The sequence below is a fragment of the Corynebacterium meridianum genome, assembly GCF_016342265.1.
Taxonomy (GTDB): domain Bacteria; phylum Actinomycetota; class Actinomycetes; order Mycobacteriales; family Mycobacteriaceae; genus Corynebacterium; species Corynebacterium meridianum.
The window spans coordinates 1-5,598 of sequence record NZ_JAEIOS010000014.1 but is presented as its reverse complement, the minus strand read 5'-3'; the positions used below and the strand labels follow the sequence as shown (position 1 = coordinate 5,598).

Annotated in this window: 3 rRNA genes; all 3 read right to left on the bottom strand. The window is 54.9% G+C overall.

What is annotated here, in order from left to right:
* Window positions 1-13 precede the first annotated feature (13 nt).
* The 3 genes from rrf to JDV75_RS10100 all read right to left on the bottom strand — a co-directional run bounded on the left by rrf (window position 14) and on the right by JDV75_RS10100 (window position 5,242).
* Window positions 14-131, bottom strand: a 5S ribosomal RNA gene (gene rrf, locus JDV75_RS10110).
* A gap of 104 nt (window positions 132-235) precedes the next feature.
* Window positions 236-3,335: ribosomal RNA gene (locus JDV75_RS10105) — 23S ribosomal RNA — on the bottom strand.
* A gap of 385 nt (window positions 3,336-3,720) precedes the next feature.
* A 16S ribosomal RNA gene (locus JDV75_RS10100) occupies window positions 3,721-5,242 on the bottom strand.
* The 16S, 23S and 5S rRNA genes sit together here, the layout of an rRNA operon.
* Between the last annotated feature and the right edge of the window lie 356 nt (window positions 5,243-5,598).

Sequence of the window (5,598 nt, the reverse complement as noted above, 5' to 3'; positions counted from 1 at the left end):
TGTGAAGTTGTAGTGTCGGCGGTGTCCTACTCTCCCACACGCTCCCGCATGCAGTACCATCGGCGCTGGTGGGCTTAGCTTCCGGGTTCGGAATGGGACCGGGCGTTTCCCCAACCGCTAAAACCACCGACACATCTCAAAAAGTGCCACACACAATAAACTCATTGTGCTGGTGTTGGTGCCAGACACTGGCTAGTGGACGCGAGCAACACAAATCATTGCTTCATACGCATGTGTTGTTTTGTTTCGGTGTATTAGTACCGGTCACCTCCACACATTACTGTGCTTCCAGATCCGGCCTATCAACCCCATAATCTATAGGGAACCTCAAACGAAACCTTATCTTGAAACGGGCTTCCCGCTTAGATGCTTTCAGCGGTTATCCCTTCCGTACGTAGCCAACCAGCCATGCCACGGGCGTGACAACTGGCACACTAGAGGTACGTCCGTCCCGGTCCTCTCGTACTAGGGACAGCCTTTCTCAAGTTTCAACGCGCGCGGCGGATAGAGACCGAACTGTCTCACGACGTTCTAAACCCAGCTCGCGTGCCGCTTTAATGGGCGAACAGCCCAACCCTTGGGACCTACTCCAGCCCCAGGATGCGACGAGCCGACATCGAGGTGCCAAACCATCCCGTCGATATGGACTCTTGGGGAAGATCAGCCTGTTATCCCCGGGGTACCTTTTATCCGTTGAGCGACACCGCTTCCACAAGCCGGTGCCGGATCACTAGTCCCTACTTTCGTACCTGCTCGACCTGTCAGTCTCACAGTCAAGCTCCCTTGTGCACTTACACTCAACACCTGATTGCCAACCAGGCTGAGGGAACCTTTGGGCGCCTCCGTTACTCTTTGGGAGGCAACCGCCCCAGTTAAACTACCCACCAGGCACTGTCCCTGGCCCGGATCACGGGCCGAGGTTAACAGATACCCAATTCGATCAGAGTGGTATTTCAACAACGACTCACACACAACTGGCGTCATGTGATCACAGTCTCCCACCTATCCTACACAAACCGAACCGAGCATCAATACCAAGCTATAGTGAAGGTCCCGGGGTCTTTTCGTCCTGCCGCGCGTAACGAGCATCTTTACTCGTACTGCAATTTCGCCGGGCCTGTGGTTGAGACAGCAGGGAAGTCGTTACGCCATTCGTGCAGGTCGGAACTTACCCGACAAGGAATTTCGCTACCTTAGGATGGTTATAGTTACCACCGCCGTTTACTGGGGCTTAAATTCTCCGCTTCGACCAACAAGTTGGTCTAACAGGTCCTCTTAACCTTCCAGCACCGGGCAGGCGTCAGTCCGTATACATCGACTTATCGTCTTCGCACGGACCTGTGTTTTTAGTAAACAGTCGCTTCCCTCTATTCTCTGCGGCCACAACACGCCAACCAGCCGCAAGGACCGGTGACCCGTCATGGCCCCCCTTCTCCCGAAGTTACGGGGGCATTTTGCCGAGTTCCTTAACCACAGTTCACCCGATCGCCTTAGTATTTTCTACCTGACCACCTGTGTCGGTTTGGGGTACGGGCCGCACACACACATCGCTAGAGGCTTTTCTCGACAGCACAGGATCATCGACATCCCCAAAAAGGGTACGCATCACGCCTCACCCATGTAACGGGGAACGGATTTACCTATCCCCCGGGCTGCACGCTTACACCACAATCCAATAAGTGGCTCGACTACCAATCTGTGTCACCCCATCGCTTGGCTACTACCAGATCAGGTCCCACGCATCCACAATCACACCACAATCAAAGAAAGTGGCGAAACGCTTCAGGGTGGTTAGTATCACTGATTCACCATGGGCGCATGTGCACGGGTACGGGAATATCAACCCGTTGTCCATCGACTACGCCTGTCGGCCTCGCCTTAGGTCCCGACTCACCCTGGGAAGATTAGCTTGACCCAGGAACCCTTGGTCATCCGGCGGATGAGTTTCTCACTCATCATTCGCTACTCATGCCTGCATTCTCACTCGCGCACAGTCCACCACACGGTCACCCGGCAGCTTCAATCCATGCACGACGCTCCCCTACCCAACAACACCAAAAGATGTCATTGCCGCGGCTTCGGCGGTGTACTTGAGCCCCACTACATTGTCGGCGCAGAACCACTCGACCAGTGAGCTATTACGCACTCTTTCAAGGATGGCTGCTTCTAAGCCAACCTCCTGGTTGTCTTCGCGATCCCACATCCTTTTCCACTTAGTACACGCTTAGGGGCCTTAGCCGGCGATCTGGGCTGTTTCCCTTTCGACTACGAAGCTTATCCCCCGCAGTCTCACTGCCACGCTTACACTTGACCGGCATTCGGAGTTTGGCTGATGTCGCTAAGATTGTAGTCCCGCTAAACCAACCAGTAGCTCTACCTCCGGCAAGAAACACGCAACGCTGCACCTAAATGCATTTCGGGGAGAACCAGCTATCACGGAGTTTGATTGGCCTTTCACCCCTACCCACAACTCATCCCCTCAGTTTTCAACCTAAGTGGGTTCGCGCCTCCACGACGTCTTACCGTCGCTTCACACTGGCCATGGGTAGATCACCCCGCTTCGGGTCCAGGACATGCCACTAAAACACCCTAGTTAGGATTCGCTTTCGCTACGGCTACCCCACAAACGGGTTAACCTCGCGACATGCCGCTGACTCGCAGGCTCATTCTTCAAAAGGCACGCCATCACCCCCCAAAGGAGGCTCTGACGGATTGTAGGCACACGGGTTCAGGTACTATTTCACTCCCCTCCCGGGGTACTTTTCACCATTCCCTCACGGTACTATTCCGCTATCGGTCACACTGAGTATTCAGGCTTACCGGGTGGTCCCGGCAGATTCACAGCAGATTCCACGAGCCCGCTGCTACTCGGGGTATCGACAACACTGACCGGCTTGATGTTTTCACGTACCGGACTCTCACCGTCTACGGCGGGCCATTCCAAACCACTTCCGCTAACACACAAGCACAACAATCAGGCATGGCCGGCAGACCACACAACGCCATCGCCCCACAACACCGCACACGCAACCCCTGCCGGGTATCACACGCATACGGTTTAGCCAATCATCCACGTTCGTTCGCCACTACTAGCAGAATCACTATTGTTTTCTCTTCCTGCGGGTACTGAGATGTTTCACTTCCCCGCGTTACCTCCACACCGACTATTTTCTTCACCGGCAGGTGACCGCCCACAACGACGGCCGGGTTTCCCCATTCGGACATCCTCGGATCAACGCTCGGTTGACAGCTCCCCGAGGCTTAACGCAGCCTCCCACGTCCTTCATCGGCTCAGTATGCCAAGGCATCCACCGTGTGCCCTTACAAACAAAACACACAAAACACCAAGAACGACCAAAAAATGGTCACATTCTCGACGAAACAAAAAATAAAGATACTCGCGTCCACTATCCAGTTCTGACAACAACACCAACCACACGAACCAACCAACCAAACAAGGCCGGCAAGCCACATGGGCCGCAACACCAGGAACATAATGTCCCAGACACCCGACAGTGCACCAACAACCGTTTCTTCGACTCATACATTGTTTCCAGCGACCATCCACCATCGCTATACCGGCGTGTCTCCACCCGATTAATAAAAGGCCGGCGTGCGGAACACTCGTCCGCCACAAACCAACCACCACCACCCACAAGCCCGACCACCAACCGGCGGACACGGACCACAATGCAGGGATGGAAAAGAAAAGCTCCTTAGAAAGGAGGTGATCCAGCCGCACCTTCCGGTACGGCTACCTTGTTACGACTTCGTCCCAATCGCCGATCCCACCTTCGACAGCTCCCCCCACAAGGGTTGGGCCACTGGCTTCGGGTGTTACCAACTTTCATGACGTGACGGGCGGTGTGTACAAGGCCCGGGAACGTATTCACCGCAGCGTTGCTGATCTGCGATTACTAGCGACTCCGACTTCATGGGGTCGAGTTGCAGACCCCAATCCGAACTGAGGCCGGCTTTCTAGGGATTAGCTCCACCTCACGGTATCGCGACCCATTGTACCGACCATTGTAGCATGTGTGAAGCCCTGGACATAAGGGGCATGATGATTTGACGTCATCCCCACCTTCCTCCGAGTTGACCCCGGCAGTCTCTCATGAGTCCCCACCATAACGTGCTGGCAACATAAGACAAGGGTTGCGCTCGTTGCGGGACTTAACCCAACATCTCACGACACGAGCTGACGACAACCATGCACCACCTGCATGCAGGCCACAAGGGAAGACACATCTCTGCGCCGATCCTGCACATGTCAAGCCCAGGTAAGGTTCTTCGCGTTGCATCGAATTAATCCACATGCTCCGCCGCTTGTGCGGGCCCCCGTCAATTCCTTTGAGTTTTAGCCTTGCGGCCGTACTCCCCAGGCGGGGCGCTTAATGCGTTAGCTACGGCACGGACCCCGTGGAAGGGACCCACACCTAGCGCCCACCGTTTACGGCATGGACTACCAGGGTATCTAATCCTGTTTGCTCCCCATGCTTTCGCTCCTCAGCGTCAGTTACTGCCCAGAGACCTGCCTTCGCCATCGGTGTTCCTCCTGATATCTGCGCATTTCACCGCTACACCAGGAATTCCAGTCTCCCCTACAGCACTCAAGTTATGCCCGTATCGCCTGCACGCCCGGAGTTGAGCCCCGGGATTTCACAGACGACGCGACAAACCACCTACGAGCTCTTTACGCCCAGTAATTCCGGACAACGCTCGCACCCTACGTATTACCGCGGCTGCTGGCACGTAGTTAGCCGGTGCTTCTTATATCACTACCGTCACTCTCGCTTCGTCGTGATCGAAAGGGGTTTACAACCCGAAGGCCGTCATCCCCCACGCGGCGTCGCTGCATCAGGCTTGCGCCCATTGTGCAATATTCCCCACTGCTGCCTCCCGTAGGAGTCTGGGCCGTGTCTCAGTCCCAATGTGGCCGTACACCCTCTCAGGCCGGCTACCCGTCGACGCCTTGGTAGGCCATTACCCCACCAACAAGCTGATAGGCCGCGGGCTCATCCTGCACCGGAAAAACCTTTCCACCACACCCACTAACGATGCAGTCATATCCGGTATTAGACCCAGTTTCCCAGGCTTATCCCGAAGTGCAGGGCAGATCACCCACGTGTTACTCACCCGTTCGCCACTAATCCACGGTGCAAGCACCGCTTCATCGTTCGACTTGCATGTGTTAAGCACGCCGCCAGCGTTCGTCCTGAGCCAGGATCAAACTCTCCATAAAAGCCTTTTAAGCAATACAAAAAGCCCAAAACCTGACAAAACAAACAACCAGCAACACCACCCGACCCAAAGACCGGGCGATGTCAAAAATGATTGTCCAAAAAAACAAAAAGCAGATGAAACATCCGCCATAGTGACGCGTGTCATTCGACGAGGAAAAACAAACACGCCACACAAACATCCGTCCCAACCACCACAGTCAACAACCACCACAAACACCCACACACAGTGAGCATCCGACAGCGGTCGATTAAGGAAGCGACTTACACTCCCCGGCACACGCCACGACCATGAATGATCCGGAAACGAATCAAAAAAACAATTACCCAACCAACAAACACAACCACCCACAAAGGC